Annotated in this window: 19 protein-coding genes; 9 read left to right on the forward strand and 10 right to left on the reverse strand. The window is 42.5% G+C overall.

What is annotated here, in order from left to right; genetic code table 11:
• Positions 1-398: 398 nt before the first annotated feature.
• Positions 399-614, forward strand: coding sequence for a hypothetical protein (locus tag LU361_RS13875; protein ID WP_233089430.1), 216 nt, complete (start codon positions 399-401; stop codon positions 612-614).
• Between the two features lie 821 nt (positions 615-1,435).
• Positions 1,436-2,074, forward strand: a complete 639-nt coding sequence (locus tag LU361_RS13880) for a LysE family translocator (protein ID WP_233089431.1) — start codon at positions 1,436-1,438, stop codon at positions 2,072-2,074.
• A 135-nt stretch (positions 2,075-2,209) separates the two neighbouring features.
• Here LU361_RS13880 and scpA read toward each other — a convergent pair whose 3' ends face one another.
• From scpA to LU361_RS13925, 9 genes are all read right to left on the reverse strand, one after another.
• On the reverse strand, positions 2,210-4,345 hold the full coding sequence (gene scpA, locus LU361_RS13885; RefSeq protein ID WP_233089432.1) for a methylmalonyl-CoA mutase: 2,136 nt from the start codon (positions 4,343-4,345) through the stop codon (positions 2,210-2,212).
• Positions 4,317-5,228, reverse strand: coding sequence for a Pnap_2097 family protein (locus tag LU361_RS13890; protein WP_233089433.1), 912 nt, complete (start codon positions 5,226-5,228; stop codon positions 4,317-4,319). Before LU361_RS13890 ends, scpA begins: the two co-directional genes overlap by 29 nt.
• Before the next feature lie 43 nt (positions 5,229-5,271).
• The gene (locus tag LU361_RS13895) at positions 5,272-6,582 is read right to left on the reverse strand and encodes an MSMEG_0569 family flavin-dependent oxidoreductase (protein ID WP_233089434.1); all 1,311 of its coding nucleotides are present in this window, start codon (positions 6,580-6,582) and stop codon (positions 5,272-5,274) included.
• Positions 6,583-6,622: 40 nt separating this feature from the next.
• Positions 6,623-6,913, reverse strand: coding sequence for an MSMEG_0570 family nitrogen starvation response protein (locus LU361_RS13900; RefSeq protein WP_233089435.1), 291 nt, complete (start codon positions 6,911-6,913; stop codon positions 6,623-6,625).
• A gap of 27 nt (positions 6,914-6,940) precedes the next feature.
• Complete coding sequence (locus LU361_RS13905; protein WP_233089436.1) at positions 6,941-7,957, reverse strand: sll0787 family AIR synthase-like protein; 1,017 nt, start codon at positions 7,955-7,957, stop codon at positions 6,941-6,943.
• Positions 7,957-8,562, reverse strand: coding sequence for an MSMEG_0567/Sll0786 family nitrogen starvation N-acetyltransferase (locus LU361_RS13910; protein ID WP_233089437.1), 606 nt, complete (start codon positions 8,560-8,562; stop codon positions 7,957-7,959). The genes LU361_RS13905 and LU361_RS13910 overlap by 1 nt, the downstream gene beginning before the upstream one ends.
• A gap of 66 nt (positions 8,563-8,628) precedes the next feature.
• On the reverse strand, positions 8,629-9,771 hold the full coding sequence (locus tag LU361_RS13915) for an MSMEG_0568 family radical SAM protein (protein WP_233089438.1): 1,143 nt from the start codon (positions 9,769-9,771) through the stop codon (positions 8,629-8,631).
• A complete protein-coding gene (locus LU361_RS13920; protein WP_233089439.1) occupies positions 9,731-10,747 on the reverse strand; it encodes a Nit6803 family nitrilase in 1,017 nt (338 codons plus the stop codon). Before LU361_RS13920 ends, LU361_RS13915 begins: the two co-directional genes overlap by 41 nt.
• Positions 10,748-10,760: 13 nt before the next feature.
• A complete protein-coding gene (locus tag LU361_RS13925) occupies positions 10,761-11,243 on the reverse strand; it encodes an MSMEG_0572/Sll0783 family nitrogen starvation response protein (protein WP_233089440.1) in 483 nt (160 codons plus the stop codon).
• Between the two features lie 347 nt (positions 11,244-11,590).
• Between LU361_RS13925 and LU361_RS13930 the strand changes: the two genes are divergently transcribed.
• A complete protein-coding gene (locus tag LU361_RS13930) occupies positions 11,591-12,991 on the forward strand; it encodes an aminotransferase-like domain-containing protein (RefSeq protein ID WP_233089441.1) in 1,401 nt (466 codons plus the stop codon).
• 2 nt (positions 12,992-12,993) lie between these two features.
• Here LU361_RS13930 and LU361_RS13935 read toward each other — a convergent pair whose 3' ends face one another.
• Positions 12,994-14,085, reverse strand: a complete 1,092-nt coding sequence (locus LU361_RS13935; RefSeq protein ID WP_233089442.1) for an alcohol dehydrogenase family protein — start codon at positions 14,083-14,085, stop codon at positions 12,994-12,996.
• A gap of 146 nt (positions 14,086-14,231) precedes the next feature.
• Between LU361_RS13935 and LU361_RS13940 the strand changes: the two genes are divergently transcribed.
• The 6 genes from LU361_RS13940 to LU361_RS13965 all read left to right on the forward strand — a co-directional run bounded on the left by LU361_RS13940 (position 14,232) and on the right by LU361_RS13965 (position 24,226).
• Entirely contained in the window at positions 14,232-15,098 is an 867-nt protein-coding gene (locus tag LU361_RS13940) for a LysR family transcriptional regulator (RefSeq protein ID WP_233089443.1), read from the forward strand.
• A gap of 326 nt (positions 15,099-15,424) precedes the next feature.
• On the forward strand, positions 15,425-16,417 hold the full coding sequence (locus tag LU361_RS13945) for a zinc-dependent alcohol dehydrogenase (RefSeq protein ID WP_233089444.1): 993 nt from the start codon (positions 15,425-15,427) through the stop codon (positions 16,415-16,417).
• Between the two features lie 5 nt (positions 16,418-16,422).
• A complete protein-coding gene (locus tag LU361_RS20365) occupies positions 16,423-17,526 on the forward strand; it encodes a Gfo/Idh/MocA family protein (RefSeq protein WP_233089445.1) in 1,104 nt (367 codons plus the stop codon).
• A 331-nt stretch (positions 17,527-17,857) separates the two neighbouring features.
• The gene (locus LU361_RS13955) at positions 17,858-19,489 is read left to right on the forward strand and encodes an alpha-amylase family glycosyl hydrolase (RefSeq protein ID WP_233089446.1); all 1,632 of its coding nucleotides are present in this window, start codon (positions 17,858-17,860) and stop codon (positions 19,487-19,489) included.
• A 92-nt stretch (positions 19,490-19,581) separates the two neighbouring features.
• Complete coding sequence (locus LU361_RS13960) at positions 19,582-20,628, forward strand: LacI family DNA-binding transcriptional regulator (RefSeq protein ID WP_233089447.1); 1,047 nt, start codon at positions 19,582-19,584, stop codon at positions 20,626-20,628.
• A gap of 664 nt (positions 20,629-21,292) precedes the next feature.
• On the forward strand, positions 21,293-24,226 hold the full coding sequence (locus LU361_RS13965; RefSeq protein WP_233089448.1) for a TonB-dependent receptor: 2,934 nt from the start codon (positions 21,293-21,295) through the stop codon (positions 24,224-24,226).
• Positions 24,227-24,257 lie beyond the last annotated feature (31 nt).

Below are 24,257 nucleotides of genomic sequence, written 5' to 3' on the forward strand. Positions count from 1 at the left end.
CGATGTCTAATGCCGATTGGTTCGGACAGTGTCTGATTGGTCGGATGTGAGCCGATATAACTTAAGACCAAAAGATAAGCTGTATCTGTCTTCGATTTTAGCAAATCTATTGAATTGAATCCCAATTGTTAAATGTGCTAAAGCTAATGAAAAGTGTGGAAGTAAAGTGGGAGAAGGTAAGAGTAGAGCAATGGCCTATTTACTTTAAAAAGCTGTCCAATCCAAGCATGCCTAGCTTCTCGTTTTAAAATGTTCTTCTATATTTAAGTTAAAAAATCAATTTCATCTTGACCGTTTAGCTGGATATTGACTTTGCTTCTATTAATATTTGAACTCTTGGTGAAGGGTTGTTAGTGGTCAGTGTGTTTTTGATCTCGTAACGTTTTATAAGAGAGTGTATGAGTAATAGGTATCTTTGGTTGGTCTTAGGAATATTTTTTGGTTATCTGGCAGTTCAAGCTTTGTTCACCGGCGAGAGTGTAGGTTTTGGTTCTAGTAATACGGCAGGAAGAGATATTTCATACACCGAAAACTCTATTGAATTTACTCTTATGACTGTGTTTGAGATTTGTACATCAATTGATTTTCTAAAGAGCTTCTTGAGTTCCAAATAAAAGCTTAAATTATCATGGAAATATTTTTAGAATGGGTTTGGGATAGACATCATAATATCTTGAGTTGGTATGTCCGGCCGTTATTTATTTTTCCCTTTTGTTATTTTGCGTATAAACGAAAGTTAAACTATCTATTGCTAGTGCTGATAATTTTCCCAACGACGTTATTCTGGTTTCCAGCACCAGAAGAACCTTCTCAGAAGGTGCTTGAGTATTTATCTTGGGAGCGTGAATTTCTCACTCAAGGCATATTATGGCAAAAGATATTGCTGTTGTTTTTAGTAATATTATTTCTTTTTCTGCTGGCGCTTTCGTTTTGGAAACGTAGTCTACTTTACGGGGCTGTCGTTTTAAATATTGGCACTTTGCTTAAGGTGGTTTGGAGTATATATTTTGGTGGCAGTATAGGTAATGCCGCGATATTGCCCTCAATAATCACTCTGTTAATATGTAATACTGCTTTTTGGATAATATACCGATATAAAATTAAAACTGCTTAGCAAATAATTGTGTCGTGAATATAAGGTTGTAATGATTCATGTTTTTTTATCGTAAATTAATATGTTTTTGGTTTTTTGTTTTCAGGTCTTGGTGTGAATAGCTTGATAGCTCATAAGATTTGATAAGTAATCAGAGTAAACTTGGTGGACAAGTGGTGGCAATTGAGAATATAATGCGCTGGATTCTTAGAGCATTATATTCTCATAATAACAATACTGATGTTAAAGGAGAGACACTGATCCGTATCGTCTCCTGCGATGTTTGTTGAATTGCAGTGGCGGTAACGGCGTATTCCGCTCATTAATCACTGGAGGTCAATATTGGATATCGATAACATTTTAGCTTTTATCGCAGTAGCAACTCTTCTCGTAATTTCCCCTGGGCCAAACGGGCTTCTCATCACCAAAACTGTTCCTATCCTGGGCCGAAAAGCCGGCTTTGCCAATATTGCTGGGTTTGTCGCAGCTTTTTATGTTCACGGCACACTGTCTATTTTTGGTATCTCTTTACTATTGGTCCAATCGGCGCAAGCGTTTTTTATCTTTAAGTTGGTCGGTGCCGCGTACTTAATTTGGGTTGGTGTTAAAACACTGATCAATAATTTTAAATCTGAGCCTGTTAATCAACCCTGTACCGTGCATGATCGCAAGAAAACGGTATCCATTTATGGAGCGTTTATTGAAGGATTCCTGACGAATGTTTTGAATCCGAAAGTATCTATGTTTTATTTGGCCGCTTTCCCGCAATTTATCTCTGCGGATCAAAGTCCAGTAAGTGCTTATTTATTGGTTGCGTCACATGCGCTGGTAAATGTAGTTTGGTTCTCGTTGATGATTGTGATGCTTTCAAAAGTAAAAAGTATTTCTAATACGGCGCGTTTTAAAAAGTGGCTAAACAGTGTTACTGGTGTGGTATTTATTGGGTTTGGAGCTAAATTGGCGCTTTTAGAAAGTAAATAAAATAGGTCAATAAGGTGCAGAATTCACCAAAGATTGAAAACTATAGCCGTTAAACAGCTATGAAGAAACACAGCACGATTTTTTATCGAAAGGTTGTAGTTTAATCTGTTACTAGACTGGCCTGTAAAAATTACGTTAGTTCGTTTCATAGCGTGAATAGGGTCGGAACTCTCTTAACGAAGATAAACTCGCAACATCACTGATTATGTTATCAGCAATTATCTCAATAACTGTCCCTGGGCGAAAAATGCTTTTAACTCCCGCATCTTTAAGTAGTTGATCGTCTTCGTGAGGAATAATGCCTCCGACGAATAGGGGCAGGTTGTCTTGGGTAAAGCTTGCGTTCGTAACGAGCTTGTTCGCAACGTTGCTAACAAGCTCTACGTGAGAGCCAGATAGCATAGAAATACCTAAGGCGCAGTAGTTGTCTTTTAAAAATAGCGCTACGATATCTTCAGGCGTTAAAAATAACGGGGTTAGGGTAACCTCAAAGCCAATATCAGAAAGTCCAGCGGCGACGGTTTTTATACCTCTGTCGTGCCCGTCAAGGCCGAGTTTGCACAGCAGTATTTTTGGTTTTTTACTGTGGTGTTTTCTAACGGCTGATACTTTTTTCTTTACTCTGTGCCATTCGCTTTCGTTACTTCTGAAATCACCGTATTGATTAGCACTGAACGAAACTGTTGGGTTGTATCTTGGCCAAACTTTCAATAATGCATTGGTGCATTCACCAATGGTCGCTCGCGCTCTAATGGCTTCCATGGTTAATGCAAGTAAATTGCGAGTTCCTCTTTGGGCAGCTTGGGTTAATTCATTCAGCGCAAACGTTACCTGTTTATCACTACGTTTTAGCTTTAGTGCTTCAATGCTCTTTTGCTGATTTTGGATAATTGCTTTGTTATCGATTTTTCTGATGTTTGTTGGTTTGTAATCAGACTGATAGCGGTTTACCCCAATAAACGGCTTGCGGTTGGCGTCTATGTCGGCTTGTGTTTGCAAGGCTTGTTGATGAATAATTTGATGAATCCAACCGGACTCTAATGCCTTAATAACGCCGCCGTTATCTTCAATCAGTGTTAACCATTGTTGGGTTTGATTGATAATTTGTTGAGTTCTCGACTCCATAAAATAAGAACCGCCCCACGGATCGACTATATTGGTGATGCCGGTTTCTTCTTGAAGAATTAATTGCGTGTTGAGGGCAAGCCTCGCGGATTCTTCGGTGGGAATAGACAGCGCTTCGTCGAAGGCATTGGTGTGCAAGGATTGAGTACCGCCAAAAATAGCGGACATTGCTTCTATGGTTGTGCGAATTAAATTGTTGTGCGGCTCTTGCTCAGCCAGTGACCAACCCGAGGTTTGGCAATGAATTTTCATTCGCGCGGCTTTTGCGTTGCCGCCACGTTGAATCACTTCATTACTCCATAACACTCTGGCTGCGCGCAGTTTTGCGATTTCATCAAAGAAATTCATGCCCACGCCAAAAAAGAAACTGAGCCGGTGGCAGAAGGTATTTAAATCTAGGTTACGCGCTTGTGCGTTGTCTAAATAAATTTTTGCGTTGGCCAGTGTTAACGCCAATTCTAATGAGGGTTCCGCGCCTGCTTCTTGAAAATGATAGCCCGAGATAGATTGGCTATTAAATGAGGGCGCGTTATGGGACAGGTATTCGATGATATCGGTAGAGATTTTTAAAGACGGTGTCGGGGCGTGAATCCAGGTATTGCGAACCATGAATTCTTTTAAAATATCATTTTGTATCGTGCCTTTTAAATCACCAATATTAAAACCGTTTTCCTGTGCAGCCACCAAAAATGCGGCAAGCACGGGTAAAATAGCGCCGTTCATGGTCATAGAGACTGAAACGTCGTTCAGGTTGATTCCCTCAAACAGTCGCTTCATGTCGTCGACGCTGTCGATGGCGACGCCTGTTTTGCCCACTTCTGCGATGGCTCGACTGTCGGTTGAGTCAAACCCTAAGTGCGTGGGCAAATCAAACGCGACGGATAAACCGCTGGCGCCTTCAGATAAGGATTTTTTAAACGCGCGATTGGTTTCTTCTGCGCTACCAAACCCGGTGTATTGCCGTATCGTCCACGGTTTTCCTGTATACATAGATTCATAAGCACCGCGCAGATAAGGAGCGACACCGGGTTTGGAGTCTAAATTTTCAAGTCCCGATAAATCGGATTGAGTAAAAAGCGACTGTTGGTTTCGGTATTGATCTTTCATGAATTCAGACTTAATTTGTCCAACGGTAGTGGTGCGCATCCACTTGCTGTTTTTGCGTTAAAATATCTGCTATACGGTCGCCGTCGGATTCGCGGTAAACAGACATTTTTGTGGTTTTTGTTCCGCTATTTTCAAAACCTTCTACCAACGCGTAGGTTAATGTGTCACCCAGGTTGATATTTTTGTAATAAGAAACTTGCCTGTTGTGCGTGAGCCAAAGTTGGTTTCTTTCATGCTTATTCTGTAAATTTAGGTAATACCATTCCGCTTGATCGGCAATTCTCTGAAAGTTTGCAAAATACAAAAAATCCGCCCCATTGAAGTCTGAATGTGGACAAGGCTGGTAACGATAAGATTGACGTTGATAAGGTTGATGTCGATAAGGATAGGGCGTGTCTTTGTTTTTTTCAGATGTAGAGTTAAATGATAACTCGCACCAAGACGTTAACGAATTGACTTTTAGTGACTTTGATAATTGCAGTAATTCATGAATGCGATTATTTAGAGCTGGGTTGGATTCTGAAATGGCTTGGTTATTGTCGCTCGTATTAACTCGGTAAACGCTTTGATTGTTGCCAGATTCCTTTCTGGAAACCAGTGTTGATATTAACTCTACTTCTGCAATTAGAGCGTTATCTTTTTTAATTTTTTGAACACTGTAAAATTTTGATCGTCCTGCTTTTACCAACTCGGTGGAAATTTCAAACGTGTCGTTTTCTTGTATGCACTGTAATTTAGCGTTTGAAATTGTCGCACTGATAAACGCTGCATAAACCGTTGCGTTGTTTTCAGATTGAAATAATTCACCCGAAAAACTGGGTAGGTTGAGGTTAAAATGGTTAGCAAGTGCCATCCAGTGCTGATGGCCGCATTCCTTTAGCAGCCAGTTTTCACTTAAACCACACAGTGAAAGATTAGTCATTGATGCTAGATATGTTGCTTTCTTGCTAACCATAATAAACCGTTTACGCAACCACTGCGCTTTCTGTTACTTTTTGTGTTTGATCGATATTTTTTAAATTTTTACGTTTTTGATAATCAGCAATAAATTCAATTAGGTATTGCGCGTCGTTTTTAACGCCAGAGAATCGACCCGATCCCCAGGTGTATAACCACGGTAAACCAATAAAGTACAATCCCGGTTCTGAGGTGATTCCACGATCGTGTTGCGGATGGCCTTGACCGTTAAAAACTGGAGCATTTAGCCATTCAAATCCTGGTTTAAAACCAATGCACCAAATAATGCTGGTAATGCCAGATTCTTCTAGATTTAACGCACCGCGCTCGGCTTCTGGTTGCCAAACTGGAGAGTAGCGCGATGGCTCTTCGTCAACCTGAATACCTTGCTGTTCAATCCAAGCGTCGATTCGAGCGTTAATGTTGTTGTAGGTATCGTCGGCTTTGTTGAGATTTTCGTTGAGATCTAATTCGAATTCCAATTTGCCATTGTTGTAATCCGTCATTAAACCGAACAACTCCATACCTTCGGTTGCGAATTTTCTTAAATCGATGTCTCTGCCGCCGTCACGACCGGTAACGTAATGGTTGGTGTTCTGACGAACGTTCTCACCCAGTGAGTGCTCTTTTACCGACATTTGGTAATAACCCATGTCTTCGAGCCATTCCACGACGTCTTTACCGCGATAGAAACGCGCAACCCGAGGTGCGTTACCGGTGGCTAAAAATACTTTTCGCCCGTCTAGGTGAAGGTCTTCTGCGATTTGTGCGCCAGATTGCCCAGAACCTACAACCAATACATTACCTTCGGGTAATTGTTTTGAATTTTTGTAATTGGCAGAATGAATTTGATGAACACTTTTAGGAATCTTTTCGGCCATTCTTGGAATAATCGGTAGGTGATAACCTCCCGAAGCCACCACGATTTGATTGGCCGAAAAAAGCCCTTGGCTGGTTTCTACTTTGTAAATATCGTCTTGGGTTTTAAAAACGTGTTGAACCGTGACGCCTTCTTTAACCGGTGCATCCACACTTTTACCAAAGCGGTCTAACCATTCGACGGTTTGTTTGCCGGTCATAAACCCTTTGGGGTCGTTGCCGTCGTAGGGTAATCCTGGCAAATCACATTGCCAGTTAGGTGTAACCAATGTGAATGAGTCCCAGCGTTCGTTTTTCCAACCGTGGAAGAGGGTGTTTTTTTCGAGGACTAAATGGCTAAGTCCGGCTTGTTGTAAATAGTAACTCATAGTAACGCCGGATTGACCACCGCCAACGACGATAACATCGTAATGATTAATTGAGGATTCGTGATTTGTCATGATGTTACTCTCTCAGAAACTTGCTCTTAACGGATTTGGATTAACTTTGTTGCACGATGGATGTGATCGTGATCATTTGGGTTTTGTCTTCAAAAAAGTTGGCTTTCTTTTTAATGGTGTAAAGCTGATCGCTGGCGCTGGAACAGTGGTAACCGTATTTAGCGGCAACACGTTCGCTGGCTAGGTTTAATGCTTTATCCGCTTTTTTGACAAAATCGGCCAACGTCATTTCTTGCCCAGATTTAAAGTGTTCGTACAACACGGTTGATGGTGAATAACACTGATCTTCGATTCCATCTGGCCATCGCACGGTAAAATTTACAGCCGGCATTGTTCTACTCCTGTTAATTTTTAAACGCTAATTTCTTGAATCTTTAAAGCCTGTTAACGCCTCATTATTGAGGTCGTAAAACATTTCGGATTGATTATCAATTGTTACTTCTAACTTTTTAGATGAATTAAATTCGCCAATCACTGCAGCGCTGATTTCTCGTTGATGAAATTGCTGCAATAAATCAGGCACTTTGTTTTTACAGGTTGCGAGTAAATAGCCAAAGCTCGGGAAAGCACGTAGCCAATCTTTCAGTGCCACCTGTTCTGGTTTAGGTATTTGTTCTAAATTTATGGTTGCGCCAACGTTAGAACTTTCTAACATCATCACCGTAGTGCCGAGTAATCCGGCTTGGCTGATGTCTTTGGCGGCGTGGGCGAATTCTTTTTCCGCGATAGTTGGCAATATTTCCAGGTCGTCTCGAAGCCGTCCTTCGGGTGCCGTGGTGGCCGCGTTCCAATTTAAACTGTTGTCTTGGAATTGACCGCGTAAATCAATGGCGGCGATCAAAACATCGCCAGGTTTAGCGGCAAAGCTGCTCAATAAGGTATTGGCATGGCCTAAAATCGATACCGCTAAATAAGGGCTTTCGGAATTTAAACTGGTATGACCGCCAACCATGGTCACGTTTAATTGTTTGGCCGCATCGGTTATGCCGCGCATTAACTCGGTTAAATGGGCGTTGTCGTTGGTATTCCAAACGGCATTCACCAACGCTGTGGGTCGCCCACCCATAGCGGCGATATCACTGCAATTAACCATGACTGAACACCAACCTGCAAACCACGGTTGTTCGGCAACGAGTTTGGGTTGCATGCCTTCAATGGCGAATAATTGGTATCCGTTATCAGTGGGAATGGCCGCAGTATCGTCGCCATTCGGTTGCCAATTTGTCGGTAGCGAGGGCAATAATTGGCTTACTTGGGCGATGTCTTTTTTGCTGTTTAATCCGCTGTATTGACGAATAAATTCAAGCAATGATTTGAGATTATCGTCTTCGCTAACCAAACTCCGTTGATCTAAGTTGTGAGCCATAGTCCCCATTAAATGGCCTCCGCTAACGGTGGTAACTCAACCGGTAATTGCAGCCACGGTGACGGGCTTGAGTTGTCGTTTATTCGTTTTCTTTTTCGGGCTTTGATTACAAATCCACTGTTAGGTTGGTGACAGGGCGGGTAAGCAGATAAATCCGCTTCCATAACTGCGTGAATTTGACCAAAAATAACTTTGTATTCTGTTGTCGACCAATTTAAGCGCTTAAACAGTGTTTCATTTTGTTTTTGCACCGTTGCCTTAAACTGAGTGCAATTTAAGGCGTGAGCACTGGATACTGCTAACCGAATTAAGGTTGCACCCAATTGCCCTTGCTTTCGAAATGCAGAATCTACCGCTAAGCGTGAGCCGTACCAAAGACCGGGTTCTTCTTCGTGAATGCGCACGGTGCCAACAACCTGTTGATGCCAACCACCGTTATTGCCCAGTGCTACTAATATTTTGGCTTGGTCATCAATGGCGTCTTTATCACTGCCTTTAAACAGTTTTTGCTCATCACAGAATACTTTTTTTCGTAACGCAAACGCTTGATTAATTTCCCACGGCAACGTGGCCCATTTAATGGTGTAATCTGAGTATTCTGTTGCTATTGCCATATTATTAATTCCAAATAATTAAAAATAAGATGAGCGTTACTCGTGTATTAGTACGTAAATATCGATTTAGGCAACGTTAGAGCTTTCGTTATTAGAGCCTTCGTTTTCGTAGCTCGATAACGTTGAGCAAGCTCCGCACTTGCCACAACCGGCTTTTATGTTTTCAGCCAGTAAACCCGTTTCGGATAAACGCTTACCCAATGGTGCTAATACGGATTTCATAAATTCAGCCGTTGGCGGTGTGTGATCTTCTAATGGTGTACCGCGAATTGGCACAAAGGGCACAACAAACGGATACACACCAATGTCGATTAATTCGTATCCGGTATTAATTAAAGTCTCTACGCTGTCGCCCAAGCCTGCCAAAATATAGGTGCTGACTTGTCCGCGGCCAAAAACTTTAACCGCATCAGCAAACGCCGACATGTATTGTTCAAGAGTAATTTCTGCTTTGCCGGGCATAATTTCTTTGCGCAATTCCGGGGTAATGACTTCTAAGTGCATTCCCAGAGAATCAATACCGGCGTCTTTCATGCGTTGATACCAAACAGCATCGGCGGGCGGTTCACATTGGCCTTGTACGGGTAAATTCACCGCCGCTTTAATGGCCTCGGCACTTTCGCATAAAACCTGTGCGCCGCGATCCGATGTTGCTGGAGTTCCCGTGGTTAACACCATGTGACTAACACCATCAAGCTCAACCGCCGCTTTTGCCACTTCGGCCAATTGTTGCGGGGTTTTGTGAGCGATGGTTCGACCGGCTCTTAGTGATTGGCCAATTGAGCAAAATTTACAGGCTTTTTTGCGGCTTTCGTAACGAATGCACGTTTGCAATATGGTCGTCGCTAATACGTCTTTACTGTGCAGTGTTGCTAAGTGCGAGTAGGGAATACCGTCAGCAGTTTTTAATTGATAAAAATTCGGTTCACTGGCAAATGAAACATCGGTTAATGGAATTAAATTATCGTCTTTTTCATAAATAATTTGATCGCCATTACCGGTTGATTCCATGGAAAACGGCGAAGTCCATGTGGACTCGCTGTAAATCGGCACCATAATGGTAGTGTCGTTTACCGTCACCGCTTGGTGATCAGAAGGGCCCGCACCGCCACGTCGACTGACGTGACGTTGATCGGCACTGGTTAGACGCAAACCGTGCGTCTGTAACTCAGTAATTAATTGCTGATGAGAGGTTTTTTTCTGGCTCATGGTTATTTCCTTCTTTTTCCGAGAATTCAGAATAATCACTGTCAGCTTGCATTGAGTGTGCGTAACGAGCGGGCTTGTCGTTAATTAATAAACTCAGTAATTCTGGTCGTGCGTAATGACCGACGGAATCCATCATGCGTTTACGTTTGGTAATCAGAGCAAAATCCAAATCAGCAACAACCAAACCTTCACCCGATGTCAACGGCTCGGCGAGGTGTTTACCTTCTGGAGAAATAATGGCGGTATTACAGCCACCTCTTAAGGCTTGTTGTAATTTTTCGTCTTTGGTGACGGATTCGATTTGGGTATCGGTGAGCCATCCGGTGGAGTTAACAACAAAACAACCCGATTCCAACGCGTGGTGGCGTATGGTTGCTTCGATTTGATCGGCAAATACAGGGCCTACCAAAGATCCCGGAAATTGACTGCAATGAATTTGTTCGTGTTGCGTCATTAATGCGTAGCGGGCGAGGGGATTGTAATGCTCCCAACAAGCCAGAGCACCAACGCGACCAATTTGAGTTTCTGCGACTTTTAATCCGGCGGCATCGCCTTGGCCCCAAATCATTCTTTCGTGATACGTAGGCGTAATTTTTCGACGCTTCAATACTAATTCGCCATCGGCATCGAAAATTAATTGCGTGTTATAAATACTGCCGTGATCGCGTTCGTTGACTCCCAACACAACGACCATGCCGTACTGACGCGCGCATTCGCTCACGGCTTGAGTGATTGGTCCTGGTACAACCACCGCTTGTTCATACAAACGAAGATGTTCTGCACCGCAGGCAACGGCTGGGTAAACAAACGAAAAATAAGGGTAATAGGGCACAAACGTTTCTGGAAAAACAATTAATTCCACACCGCGTGCGTGCGCTTCTTCCATCGCAGATAACACTTTGGCCAGCGTACCGTTCGCACTTTCTAAATCCGGTGCAATTTGAACGGCCGCGGCCCTAACCATTTTATTGGTCATGACCGCACAATCCTTATAGAGTCCAGGTATCAACAACAACTGCATTGTCACGAATGTGCAGCAGTTTTAAATCCAAAACATCAAGCGGATTAATTGGAATAATGCCTTCAATTAAAGAAGGTTCGCCGTGTCCGTACAGCGCTTGAAGGGCAAATCGGCACGCGTACACTTTGCCGCCTTCAGACATAAATTTCTTAAGTTGATTGGCGTAGTTTTGATGACCGGCGAACGCTTCGTCACCTAGAGTTGGGAAACCGCGTTGAATACCAAGAGTAACCCCTGGGCCATACAATAAAATTGAGGTTTCGTAACCTTTACGCAAAAGACGCGTGGCTTGCAGCATATTGACTAAGCCAATGGAACCTTCGAAAGCAACGGTGTGGAATGTCACTAACGCTTTTTCGCCTTCTTCTGCTTTTACATCTTCAAAGACTTTCTCTTCGTAATCGACAAAAAAGTCGCCGTCTTTGTGCAAAGGTTGAGTAATAGCTGGCATCTGATATTGCTCCTTGTTATAGGTATGGATTAATTGAAAGCATTGATATGCAATCAATTTATGCAATCACACTAGAGCAATTACGAGACCAAATGGAATTATCCAGATTGCAATCAATATGCAATCAAATAGATGTCGGGGAAATTTTCAGAAAGAAAATTTTTTATTTATTGTTGAAAAAGCAATCATCATGCAATCAATATTTTTTGATAATACGCACTCAAGTTGTGCAATAACCCGTTGTGTGCACAATAATATTTCTAATTTTTATCGGTATTTGCTTACAGTAGTGCACGCCATGCGATAAAGGGTACAATCAATCTAATAATTGATTGGTATAAGAATCTATGGATAACACCGAACTGCGGCGCTGGGTGCGTCGGTTAAAAGACGCTAAGGGCCAGCCTACGTATCGTTTGATTGCAGACCTAATTGCCGAGGGCATTGACACCGGGCGCTTACAAGCCAGAGAGCGGCTGCCGACATTAAGAGAATTAGCAAACGCCACCGGCATTAATTACACCACCGCTGCGCGAGCGTACACCGAAGCGAAAAAGCGCGGTCTTATTGATTCGCATCCGGGTTCTGGAACCTTTGTTAAAGGCCGAACCGTATCGGTGCAGCCAAGTCTTGGCAGTTACGAGATGACCATGAATTTGGTGGTCGAGCCTTCCATTCCGACATTAATAGAGCAAATCAAAGACAGCGCAATCAGTGTACTTGCACAAAAAGACATTTATTCGTTATTGCGCTACCAGAGTTTTGGCGGCACGCCGGAAAATAAAGAAGCAGCTTTAATATGGTTGGATCGCAGCATTCCAAAAGCCAGCATGGATCAAGTATTAATTTGTCCGGGTATTCATTCGGCGTTGGTAGGATTGATGACGTCGTTATTTAATAAAGGCCAGGAACTGTGCGTAGACAGTTTGGTGTATCCGGGAATAAAAGCCATCGCTGCGCAAATGGGAATTGGTTTAAGTTCGATAGAACGCGATTCTTCCGGGCCTTTAGTTCGACCGTTTGAAGATTTGTGTAAGGCGGGAAATGTGGGGGCGTTGTATATTAATCCCACCATTCATAATCCAACCACAACCACAATTCCGCTTTCGCGTCGCGAAGCTTTAGCCGATGTCGCCCTGCGCTACAGCATTCCTATTATTGAAGACGACGCTTATTCGATGCTTGCCGAAACAGCACCTCCGGCTTTTGCCGAACTCGCGCCGGAATTAACTTGGTACATTACCGGCACCTCAAAATGTTTTGGTCCAGGAGTTCGGTCAGCGTTTTTGTACACGCCCGGTCGACGTCACAGCCAAAGAATTGCCGGCGCCATGCGTGCAATGAATGTTATGTCGAGCCCATTAACCGACGCAATGGTGAGCCAATGGATACTTGATGGCACCGCAGATTCCATGTTGTCCGCCATTCGAAGAGAAGCCATTGCGCGACTTAAAATTGCCGAACAGCAATTAGGAACGACAGCAGTTTGTGGTGCGCAAGGCGCTTTTCATCTTTGGTTAAAATTACCGAAAAGCTCCGAGTGGAATCCGTCAGAATTAGCGGTGCATTTACGAGAAATGGGCGTGAGTGCTGTATCGAGTGCTGCTTTTTCTACCGACAATAATCCGCCGGCAGCAGTTCGTTTGTGTTTTGGCGGCCCCATTACTCGTGAACAATGGGCCGAGTCTTTAACACGGGTAAGCGAAGCGGTTGAACAGCCTGCGTATTTAGCAACGGGAATGCATTAATTTTAATGATTAATTAATACCAGCTTGCCGGTGAATTTTTTAGCCATAAAATCTTTTTGTGCTTGCTGGATTTCGTGCAGTGGGTAAGTTTTAGAGACCATGGGTTTAATTTCATGGGATTCTATGTATTTAATGATATTTTCAAAAACGAACCTTGGCTGATAAGTACAACCGATAAATGTTAAATCTTTCAGATAGAGTGTACGTATATCAAAATTGACAATGGGTCCAGCAATCGCGCCTGCAACAATGTAGCGGCCGCCAACACGTAATATTTCTGGTAATTCTGTAAATTGATTTCCTGCCACTAAATCTAAAACGGTGTCTACGCAATTTTTGCCCAGGGTTTTAATTAATGAACTGCCTTTACCAATCACTTGGTCTGCGCCAAGTGATTTAACCAGAGCTTGCTTACTTTCACTGCAAATCGTGATTGCTTTTGCATTTCTACGTTTTGCCAACTGAATAGCGGCGCTGCCAACTCCCCCGGAAGCGCCGGTAATCAATACGGTTTGATTCTCTGATATTTGGGCACGATCGATCATGTTTTCTGCGGTCGAGTAAGCGCAAGGAAAAGAGGCAAGTTCGGCATCAGTCATGTTCGATTGTATTGAATAGGCTTCTGTACTTGGGCAAGTGGTGTATTGCGAAAAAGCGCCATTACACTCTGATCCAAATGTCAGGCATTGAAATCCGTCGTCGTCCTGAACATCTTGAATCGGCCGAACTAAAACGCGTTCTCCTATACGTGAACGGTTAATATTTTTGCCCACTTCAACAATTTCACCACAGCAATCTGCACCTTGTATTCTCGGAAAGGTTATCGGTTTACCAGACCAACTGGCGTCGTCACGGGTAATATTTAGTGTTTGGTTTTCCAACTCGTTGGTTGGCTTGGTAACACTTTTTGAATACCAGCCAATTCGAGTATTAATATCGGTGTTGTTAACACCAGCGGCTCTCACGCGGATGAGCACTTCATTTGCGTTTGGGGTGGGGATTTCTAGGTCGGTTCTGTATTCGAGGGCGTCTATCCCTCCGTGTTTGGTTAATAAGACGGCAAACATTTTTCCCGTAGAGCTGGCTTTCGACACGCTTTTCTCCAAACAGTGAGGTATTTTGATAAGCGTCACTGTGTATTTATCGTATTCAGATTGATTCACTTGCATTTGAAATTAATTTATTTACGTAATTTAGACAATCGAATTCTTATAAATCAGTAAATTAGAGATTCTAAATTATGGAGCCAGTTATTGATCTGGAGCTTCTTCGCGCTTTTGTTGTAGTTGCGCGATCTGGAGAATTTAAGAAAGCGGCGGATATTCTGTGTCGATCACAAGGTGCGATCAGTGTGAAAGTTAAACGCTTAGAAGAGCAAGTTGGTCATTGTTTGATGATACGGAATAACCGCGGAATACGATTGACCGATGAAGGAGAGACACTTCTCAGTTACGGTGAGCAGTTGTTACAAATGAGCTCTTCTGCGTTAGAAGCGCTTAACGCCAAGGGAATTAGCGGGAAAATGACGATTGGTATTCCCACGGATTATGTGCAAAGTTTTCTCCATAAATTAATGCCGTTATTTCGGCAAGAAATGCCCAATTTAGATCCGACTATTATTTGTAATCGCAGCCGGAATTTATCGGAATTAATTCGTACCAATAAATTAGAGATAGCCATTATTGCGTCAGAAAAAGATTTCGGCGCGAGTAGCTTAATAGGTTCCGAGCGGTTAATTTGGTGTGGGCCAAAACATCATCGAATAGACAATAACGGGGTATTGCCGATTGCGTTATTTGACGAGAATTGCATTCTTAGAGACATCAGTTTGAGAGTGCTGAAAAAAAGCAAAGCTAATTACAAGGTGGTTTTAACCAGTTCTGTGATGGAAAATCTTGTTTCAGCGGTAAGTCTGGGGTTTGCGGTGTCGTTGTTACCAGAATCTTTAGTGAACGAAAAAACTATGTGTCCGCTTTCTGATAAATTATTTAATAATTACGAGGAAATAAAAATAGCATTAATCGGCTCAAAAAATATCAACAAATCTACCGTTGAAAACATCGCGGGTCTTATTAGGCGTTCTTATGTCGGGAGCTTAAGTGTTTGATGGTGTGAGTTTCAATTGCTGCTTTTTAACTCAATAATTTAATATTTCTTGTCTGCTTTCATTTTTCTATCTTTTTATTTCTCGTTTTTTACTCATTTCTTTGCCTCAATTTTATATATGAGGAAAAGCTATTTGCGATTTGTTTTCTACTCTTAAAAGTAATAAAAAATTAAGTAGAAATTAAGATAAAAAAGTGTTGTTCATGAATAAATTTAGGCGTTAACTTAATGCATTAAGAATTACTGCATGTATTCATTCGTTGAGTATTTAGTCATATAACAAAGATCTAATATTGATCAATAAAGCGCTATTAAGGAGAACTGAAAATGATCCCAGAAAAGATGAAGGCATTCCAATTTGTAGGAAAAAATCAGGTGGGTATTTTTGACGTACCAGTTCCCGAGTTGAAAAACGAAAACAGCATTTTAATTAAAAATGATGCCGCCATCATTTGTAATATGACCGATACTCATATTTATGAAGGGGCGCACGAGCCCAACGGTCCAAGTGGTTGGGATATGCCGCTTCCGTGTACCCAAGGGCACGAAAGCTCGGGTATTGTGGTTAAAAAGGGCAGTGCGGTTACCAATGTTGATGTCGGTGATCGTGTTGCCTTGTGTGGTTGGTTTGAATCCGGTTCGTTCGCAGAATATACCATGGCGTCAGGCGGCTACATTAAAGTCAGCAATTCTATGCCTGCGGAACAAGCCGCTTTGGTTGAGATGCTTTCGTGCGTTTATTTAATCGTCGACCAAGTGTTTACCATTGGCGAAAGTGTGGTTTTGATGGGGGCGGGAGCTGCGGGTTCATTGGGATTAAAACTCGTTAAAGCCGGCGGTGCCACCAAAATTATTGTTGTTGAACCTCATGAAGGTAAAAGAGAATACGCCAAGGCCAACGGTGCCCATTATGTAATTGACCCGAATTCTGAAGACGTTGCCGCAAAAGTTCGTGAATACACCAACGGTAAAATGGTTGATGTTGTGATGGAATTTTCGGGTTATGCGGAATCTCTCGCGGTGATGAACAGCTGTGTTCGCCGTGGTGGAAAAATTGGATTATTCGGTGTTTGTCCGCATCCAACGACCGTAAATATGTACGATTTACACATGAATTGGGCAACTATCGTAACGGCGGGTTACAAGCGTGGTTACACCGAATACGTTCAAGAAAAAGCGGTAGAAATGATTGAAGCAGGGGTCGTGAATATCGACGATATGGTAACGCACCGAATTAAATTGGAACAAATCGAAGAAGCTTTCCATATGATTCAAAAAGGTGAAGAAAATATTCGTAAAATTCTTATTGAGTTCGAATAATCGTCGTGGACGGTAATTTATCGATCGGCATAGTTGGCTGTGGGAGTATTACCGAAATAGGTATACTTCCACACCTAGCGTTGCATGGCGTTGCTGTGGAAGCGCTTTGCGATATTGCTTTGCCCCGTGTTGAACTCTTGGCCGATCAATACCACGTGCCAAAACGCTACACGGATTATCAAAAATTACTTGATGATTCCAATATTAATGCGCTTATTATTGCCTCGCCAATTACATTGCATTATCAGCAGGCTCATGCGGCATTAACGGCAGGAAAGCACGTATACGTGCAAAAAACGTTTACCGAAACCAGTCAACAAGCGTATGAATTAATCGATATTGCTCAGAATAAAAACCTAACGCTCGCGGCCTCTCCTGGGCAAATTCTATTGCCTGTTATGAAAAAAGCAGCGGAATTAATTTGTAACGATTACCTAGGAACCATCTACAGTGCAATTTCTGTCAATTGGGCGCCTGGGCACGAGTATGAGCCGAGCCGTCAAGATACGTCTAATTCTGCGTTGAACCCAAATTGGTACTATCAGCCCGGTGGTGGACCACTGCGCGATATGGGTATTTACGCACTCCACACGTTAATCAGTTTGTTAGGTGATGTTGAAGAAGTTTTTGCTTACGCAAATACACCTGTTGCCGAGAAAACCTGGGGTGAATCTAAAATACCAGTAAATACGCCGGACAATTACGGCATTAATCTCAAATTTAACAATGGCACTTTAGCCCAAGTTGTCACTGGTTTTTGTTCGATGCCGGCATTGGTTGAATGGGGACACATAAGCATTGTTGGTTCTATGGGTGCTATGGATATTCGGCGAGTTCCCGGATTTGGGTCACGCTATGAACTCGTTATAAATCATAATCACTCAAGCGAGGTAGAACGATTCAGTTTTGGCTCTGGCCTGGGTGATGTGAGTGACGCTATTGACGAAGCACATGTGGCTTTGGATATTCTTGATTTTCTCACGGCGGTAAAAAATAAGAAAAAACCGGGCGCAAGCCCCAATACGGCTGTGAAAGCGATTGCGTTGGTTGAGGCAATTGAATATTCCATTGATACTCGCCAACCTGTATCTGTGAGTTACAAAAAATAATAAAGTATAAACACATGGCTTAATAAAATGCTTAAGTCATTATTCAAACATTCAAAAATATGCATCGGGAGAGTAGCGGTTTTTTTAGTTTCTTTTTGCTGGTTTATTCTTGTTAACTTCTTTTGGTTAGTTTCTGGATTAGTGATTTTTCTTAAAAATTAAGTGGAAATTAAGAAGATTTCGGCTTGCTAGAAGAAATTGAAGTTCGGTATCTTAATGCATTAAGAACTTATAAAAATCTCCGGCTATTAACGCGAAAAAGAAAGTTATTACATTATTACTGTAACGAACAGTTTCTAATTTTCGTGCCGAAAAATATGAAGGTATGACAGTGGACATTATTACGAAAGACCAAAATTCTCTTTGGTGGAAAGGTGCAACCATTTATCAAATTTATCCACGCAGCTACTGCGATGCCAATCAAGATGGCATGGGTGATTTGGCTGGCATTACCTCTAAGCTTGGTTACATTGCCAGTTTAGGTGTTGATGCAATATGGATTTCTCCCTTTTTTACCTCACCCATGAAAGATTTTGGTTACGATATTTCTAATTATCGTGATGTTGATCCTACCTTCGGTTCTCTCGAAGATTTTCGAGCATTATTAAATACCGCTCATGCGTTGAATTTAAAAGTGATTATTGATCAGGTATACAGCCACACTTCTGATCAGCACGCTTGGTTTACGGAAAGCCGACAAGATCGTACAAACCCTAAAGCCGACTGGTATGTATGGGCAGATCCGAAAGCCGATGGAACGCCTCCGAACAATTGGTTGTCGCTGTTTGGTGGTAAGGCCTGGAGCTGGGATTCTCGTCGTGAGCAATATTATCTGCATAACTTTTTAGACAGCCAACCCGATTTAAATTTTCACAATCCACAAGTGCGCGAAGCCCAATTAGAGAATGCTCGTTTTTGGTTGGACATGGGTGTTGATGGATTCCGACTTGATGTCGTTAATTTTTATTACCACAGCAAAGGGTTGGAAGATAACCCAGCAACGCCAACGGACGAGCCAAAAACCTTAGCTGTATCATCGGATAATCCCTACTGTCTACAGCGTCATCGCTACGATATTAGCCAGCCGGAAAATCTAGAATTTTTACGTGATTTACGCAATGTGTTAAACGATTACCCAAACACCACGACGGTTGGAGAAATCAGTGCCGACGACCCTTTGGTGATTATGTCTCAGTACACATCGGGTAACGATAAATTGCACATGGCGTACACGTTTGATCTTCTTAAAGAACATTGCAGCGCCGATTACATTCGCGGTGTGATTTCTACCATTGAAGAAAGAATAGGGGATGGCTGGCCGTGTTGGGCCATTTCTAATCACGATGTGATGAGATACACCACCCGTTGGGGTGACAATGAGGGTCTCCACTTTTCTCGTGTTGCTGTTGCGATGCTGATGTCATTGCGTGGTAGCGTTTGTTTGTACCAGGGCGATGAGTTGGGCTTGCCCGAAGCTGACGTTCCTTACGACGATATCCAAGATCCTTACGGTTTGCCATTTTGGCCGAAATACAAAGGCAGAGACGGTTGTCGCACACCCATGGTTTGGAGTGATTCTGAAAACGGTGGTTTTTCAGAGGTAAAACCCTGGTTGCCGGTTGATAAACGTCATTTAGGGTTATCGGTTGATCAACAAGAAAATCAACTTGAAAGTACATTGAATTCGATCAGACAATTAATTACTTGGCGAAAAGGCCAACCCGCTTTAATTAATGGTGAAATCGAAATCCTGAGTGACGAAGGTGAAATGTTGTTGTGGACTCGAACCTGTGCGGAGCAAAAACTGTTGGTTGCACTGAATATGACCGGGGATACGCTTCGCAGCCCATTAACGGTTGGTATAAAAAGCTTATTAACAGGTCACGGGTTTCATGGGTCTATAGAAGATGAAACCATTGTTTTGGGTCCGTACGAGGCTTTATTTGCAGAAATTTCCGATTGATTTTAGAGTTTAATCACTGGCTCCTTTAATAAAAGGTTGTCTACTATCAATCGATAAACAATGTAATTTTACTGAAAAACAGGAGTTGCACGGTGGTAAAAACGGTAGGTAAATTAACACTCAAAGATGTGGCCGCACAATTGGGGGTTTCTAACGCTACTGTTTCCAATGCATTTAATCGGCCGGGCCAACTGTCGCGTGAATTGCGTGAACACATTCTCGATCAGTGTCGAGTTATTGGTTATCCCGGACCGAATGCCGCCGCGCGCAGTTTGCGCACAGGTAAAACTGGAATTATTGGGGTTATGTTATCCAACTACCTGAGCTACAGCTTTTCCGATCCTGTTGCGCATCAATTTTTGCAAGGTTTGGCTGAGGTATTTGAAGAGCGCGAATACAATTTATTGGTTATGCCATCGCGCGATCACGTTAAGTTAACCAGCGGCTACGAATCCTTTGTTGATGGCTTTATTGTTTACGGGCCGCCGCAACCTCAAAAGCTGGATCAATTAATCAGCCAGCATAAAAGTATTATTACCGTTGATTTTGAAATCGAAGGCTGTGTTTCGGTTAACATCGACAATTACGCTGGTGCGCTCGCCTGTGCTGAACACGCATTAGCGTCTATGTCTTCTTCTGGGCACGCAGCCATACTGGGTTTACGAATTAATGATCAGAATCGAGTTTGCCGTTTAGAAGAAGGTTTGCTGTTTGCTGAATCGACCATCACTATTCAGCGCTTGCGCGGTTTTCAAGACGCGGCCAAAGCTTACAAAACGCCCATTCATCCGAGGATGATTTGGCAAATTCCCGACAACACCCACAAGCAGGGTTATCAAGCCGCAAAAGAAGCGCTCATGTCTGATCCAAGGCCCGAAGTGCTCCTATGCATGAGTGACAGAATTGCACTGGCGGCGTTACAGGCGGCGCGTCATTTGGGACTGCGTGTTCCCGAAGACGTAAAAATTACTGGGTTTGATGATATTCCCGAATCTCATACGCAGCATCCAACACTCACTACAGTGCATCAACAGAGCAAAGATAAAGGCACCATTGCCGCTGAAATTTTTCTTGGTATGCGTGAAGAAAAAAGCCTGGTTTTGGCTACTGAACTAATGATTCGCGAAAGTTGCCCTTAGTATTTTATCTTCTTTTTAGCGGTATTTTTTGCTGTAAATTAAGTGAAAATTAAGAAAGTTGAGCACTTGTAGTGGTTCTCGGATTAGGCGAATATTAGATCAGTTTCTTAATGGATTAAGAAGATTATTTAAACAAAAGTAATCTAAAGAAGAGTGTGGTGTTCTTTAGTTTTAATAAATAAGAATAATTGCAGTCCATTCAAAACGGATAACACCGAACAAATTAACGTATTGACGAGCCAAGTACTATAAAAATTTCGTCAGTAATAATTCTTGGTAATTTATCGTTAAATTCCCAAGAATACATTCAAAAAGATCTATCTTTAGTTTTAAAGAATGACGATTAAATCAGTATTTTGAACATAATTATTGTTTTAAAAGTTAGCTCTAAAAATTAACAGAAAACGTATTAAACCACTTTTATTCGGTACAAAAATTAAGTCTAAATTAAGCCTGGTTACCGCTTGTTGTTTAGCCTTAAAAGAGTGAATAATAACTATTATTCTTAATCGATTAAGAATTAAGTGTTTAAAGCTCTCTGTAAAAACTGTCTGTTTTTAAAGATGTTATGTCTGGATTGAAAATAAGAAATAACGCATTCAATTCTTCGACAATATAATTCAATACCAAAACAACCTAATAATAGAGTTGGTGGAGATTAGTGATGACTAAAATAAAAATAAAAATAAAAAACCGAAACCTATCATTTGCGTTTAAGAAGCACAAACTTGCGCAATGCATTAAATACATTTCACATGAGGGCGTTCAATGGTCAAATCCGTTTGTTAAATTACCTGTGCGTGCCTTGGCATTATCAAGTTTGATTGCTCTACCAACCTACGCTCAAGAAAACATCCTCGAAGAAGTTACCGTTACCGGTATTCGAAGCAGTTTGGAATCGGCTGCGAATTTAAAAGAGAACGCCGACGGTGTGGTTGATGCAATTTCAGCAGAAGATATTGGTAAATTTCCAGACTCAAACGTTGCCGAATCTCTTCAACGAATTACTGGTGTTGCTATTACTCGCGGACGTGGTGGTGACGGCCAATTTGTGACGATTCGTGGATTAGGCGAAGAATTCAACGCGGTTACTTTTAACGGTCGCTTACTCGCTACCGAAAACCGCGGCCGAGAATTCAGCTTTGATGTTATTGCTTCGGAATTAATTCGAACAGCAACCGTTAATAAAACCTCCATTGCGTCTTTAGGTGACGGCAGTATTGGTGGCCGAGTTAATGTCGAAACGGCCAAACCTCTGGACGATCCGGGCCTTCATATTGCTGGTTCCGTTGCCAGTCAATACGATGAGCTTTCCGATGAATTCGGTCCAAAGTTTTCAGGTATTGTCAGTAATTCTTTTAACGATGATACTCTCGGTGCATTATTTTCATTTGCGTATCAAAAACGCGATTTACGATCAGATGTTGCAGAAGCACTCGGGTTTTTTGAGGTTGACGTGGATACCTCTGGTAGCATTGATGACCCGAACGATGCAATTCCGATTGCACCCGGCGGCGAAGGATTATTTATTCCAGCACTGTCGGTGTTATCAAGCCCTGAAGAACGCGAGCGTTACAGCGGTACATTTGCCCTTCAATGGCAGCCGAATATTAATACCGATATTACCTTTGACGCGCTTTATTCTCATTACGAAAGTCCAGCAACTGCGGTTGGTTACTCTATTTTTCCATTCGATGCCTCACTGGTAGAGCCAGGCAGCGTTCAATTTAACGATGCCGGAGCTATTACCAATGCGACTTACCGATCGGCTCCAGATGGGAGTAATTTCCTGGTAAACGATTTCTTAGCGCGTTCTACCGAATCTGATGCCGACACCATTGCGCTCGGATTAAATGGTAAATTCCAAATTAATGAACGTTTATCATTAACGGGTGATATTTCTTGGTCAAACGCAGACGGTACTCGTGATGATACTGGTTCCGACGATGGCAGTGGTCGTTTCTTTGTTGTGGGTGTTCGCGGTGCAGAAGCGACAATTTCTCCTGGAGACGAAGTTCCTAATCTGTCATTCACCGGCCCCGACAGCTTAGTGACCGACGCCGCTTCGTTGGCTGCTGCGAATCAGATTCCGTTGGATCAATTAGACCCAGATAATTTTAGAGCGCACTTCGCGCGAGATTCCAGTTTCGTTATCGATGATGAAATCTTCTCCATTAAACTCGATGGTTTATTTGAGTTCGATGAAGAAACATCATTGCAATTTGGTTTTGATTTTACAGATCGTGAAAAAGAAAGTCGGGCAATCAATAATAACCCAACCAACTGTTTCTTTTGTGGTTATAACACCGCACTGCGCGATGTAAACCCAGAAGTATTTGATGCCTTCTTTGCTAACGGTGCTCCGACTAACGATCCCGATATTTTAGATGCAACAAGTGCTAATATTGCTCGAAGCTTTGTTACCTTTGATGCGGATTTTCTAGAAGAGTTGTATGCCGGCAGTGCTATTCCTGGCGCTTCTGATGCATTAGTACCCTTGTTCCGTCCGGCGGAATCGACAGTGGTTGAAGAAACGGTAATCGGTGCGTATTTCCAGGCAAACCTTGCTGGTGAATTAGGCGGAATTCCTTGGAATGGTAACGCTGGTGTTCGATTTGCTTACACCGAATCCGAATCCATCGGTGCGCAAAACCAAATTATTGGTCGAATTGATCAAGGGGCGGGTAACCAAACGTTTTTAAGAAGTGAAGCCACGCCAGTTTCATTCTCTAATGAATATTTTGATGTATTACCGTCGTTTAATATTAATTTCACCTTGGATGACGGCCTGTATTTGCGCGCAGCCTGGTCGCAGTCATTAACTCGACCTACCTTGACTGATTTATCCACTGCGTTCTCAATTCCTTCTACCAACGTTGGATTGGAATCGATCTCTCGCGGTAATCCTGAACTCGACCCAATTCGTGCCGATAACTTTGATTTATCTCTTGAATATTTTGGTGATCGAGTGAATGCGTCTGCGGCCGTGTTCTATAAAACCATTGACGGTTTTGTTTCTAACGTGACCACGCCAACGTTGATTGATGTGGGCCCAAGCACGGACCAAGATCCAAACAACAACATTCCAGATGGTACCGTAACCGATCAGAGCTTCTTTGTTGAGTTTGATGCAACCCAGCCTGAAAACTCGGATAACGCCGATGTTTACGGTCTTGAATTAGCCGGTCAGTACTTGTGGGATAGCGGTTGGGGCATGTTGGCCAACATTACCTTTGCCGACAGCAGTGTCGATGGTCTTACCGAACAAACGTCTACTTTAGAGAATATTTCAGATGTTTCATGGAATGTCTCCGCATTTTATGAAAACTACGGATTCTCTACCCGTTTGTCGGTGAATAATCGTGGTGACTACGTTCAAACAACCGTTGGTGAGAGTGGTTTTACCGAAGTAGTTGATGAATATATGCAAATTGATTTCACGGCAAGCTATGAAGTTTCAGATTCACTGACCGTGTTTTTTGAAGGCATAAACTTAGGTGATGAAGCACTGTTTGTTTATTCCGGCACACGTTCACGCTTGCAAACCTTTGAAGAAAACGGTCGTCGATTTGCACTGGGTATTCGTGGCTCTTTCTAAGATCGATTAGCGAATACAAGTGAAAACCTAG

This window comes from Sessilibacter corallicola (genome assembly GCF_021290925.1).
GTDB lineage: Bacteria > Pseudomonadota > Gammaproteobacteria > Pseudomonadales > Cellvibrionaceae > Sessilibacter > Sessilibacter corallicola.

Coding starts and splice junctions, on each gene's coding strand:
- LU361_RS13875 (WP_233089430.1), top strand. CDS start 399: ATGAGTAATAGGTATCTTTGGTTGGTCTTAGGAATATTTTTTGGTTAT.
- scpA (WP_233089432.1), bottom strand. CDS start 4,345: ATGCGCACCACTACCGTTGGACAAATTAAGTCTGAATTCATGAAAGAT.
- LU361_RS13890 (WP_233089433.1), bottom strand. CDS start 5,228: ATGACTAATCTTTCACTGTGTGGTTTAAGTGAAAACTGGCTGCTAAAG.
- LU361_RS13895 (WP_233089434.1), bottom strand. CDS start 6,582: ATGACAAATCACGAATCCTCAATTAATCATTACGATGTTATCGTCGTT.
- LU361_RS13900 (WP_233089435.1), bottom strand. CDS start 6,913: ATGCCGGCTGTAAATTTTACCGTGCGATGGCCAGATGGAATCGAAGAT.
- LU361_RS13905 (WP_233089436.1), bottom strand. CDS start 7,957: ATGGGGACTATGGCTCACAACTTAGATCAACGGAGTTTGGTTAGCGAA.
- LU361_RS13910 (WP_233089437.1), bottom strand. CDS start 8,562: ATGGCAATAGCAACAGAATACTCAGATTACACCATTAAATGGGCCACG.
- LU361_RS13915 (WP_233089438.1), bottom strand. CDS start 9,771: ATGAGCCAGAAAAAAACCTCTCATCAGCAATTAATTACTGAGTTACAG.
- LU361_RS13920 (WP_233089439.1), bottom strand. CDS start 10,747: ATGACCAATAAAATGGTTAGGGCCGCGGCCGTTCAAATTGCACCGGAT.
- LU361_RS13925 (WP_233089440.1), bottom strand. CDS start 11,243: ATGCCAGCTATTACTCAACCTTTGCACAAAGACGGCGACTTTTTTGTC.
- LU361_RS13930 (WP_233089441.1), top strand. CDS start 11,591: ATGGATAACACCGAACTGCGGCGCTGGGTGCGTCGGTTAAAAGACGCT.
- LU361_RS13940 (WP_233089443.1), top strand. CDS start 14,232: ATGGAGCCAGTTATTGATCTGGAGCTTCTTCGCGCTTTTGTTGTAGTT.
- LU361_RS13945 (WP_233089444.1), top strand. CDS start 15,425: ATGATCCCAGAAAAGATGAAGGCATTCCAATTTGTAGGAAAAAATCAG.
- LU361_RS13965 (WP_233089448.1), top strand. CDS start 21,293: ATGACTAAAATAAAAATAAAAATAAAAAACCGAAACCTATCATTTGCG.